A 396-nucleotide genomic window follows, 5' to 3' on the forward strand; every position below is an offset into this window, starting at 1 on the left:
GGTTAACGTTTCCCAGTTACGGGTATTGCCAAGATTGACCAACGCATTCTTCAGCCGCAGGCAATCATCCTTTGCCGAGCAGAGATCGTTAGTTTTCTGCACGATATCGCCGAAATCATCCAGTAGCACCATGCCTGATTTCTGAATGGCGGAGCGTAGGGCAGGGCTGACGCGGGAATCATCGTCGGTTTCCGGGTGCAGCTGGCGCTGGACGGACTGCATCAGGGCGGTCGCTTTGCTGACAATGTCAGACTCCGGCAGCGGCAGAGGAGGGGCGTCGTTCCACACAATCTGTGAACAATCGAAAGGCAGGAACGGCGAATCCTCTTTGGCGGACCAACTGCCCGGCGTGCGGATGTTACACATCCCGGTACCGGTCAGGCGCAGCGTATCGCC

General features: G+C 57.6%; 1 protein-coding gene. It reads right to left on the bottom strand.

Going from position 1 to position 396, the window contains the following annotated elements:
* Nucleotides 1-396, bottom strand: a 396-nt coding sequence (locus FJV41_RS56445; RefSeq protein WP_141649694.1) for an IgaA/UmoB family intracellular growth attenuator, incomplete at both ends; no start/stop codon positions are given.

It is taken from the genome of Myxococcus llanfairpwllgwyngyllgogerychwyrndrobwllllantysiliogogogochensis, assembly GCF_006636215.1.
GTDB classification, from domain to species: domain Bacteria; phylum Myxococcota; class Myxococcia; order Myxococcales; family Myxococcaceae; genus Myxococcus; species Myxococcus llanfairpwllgwyngyllgogerychwyrndrobwllllantysiliogogogochensis.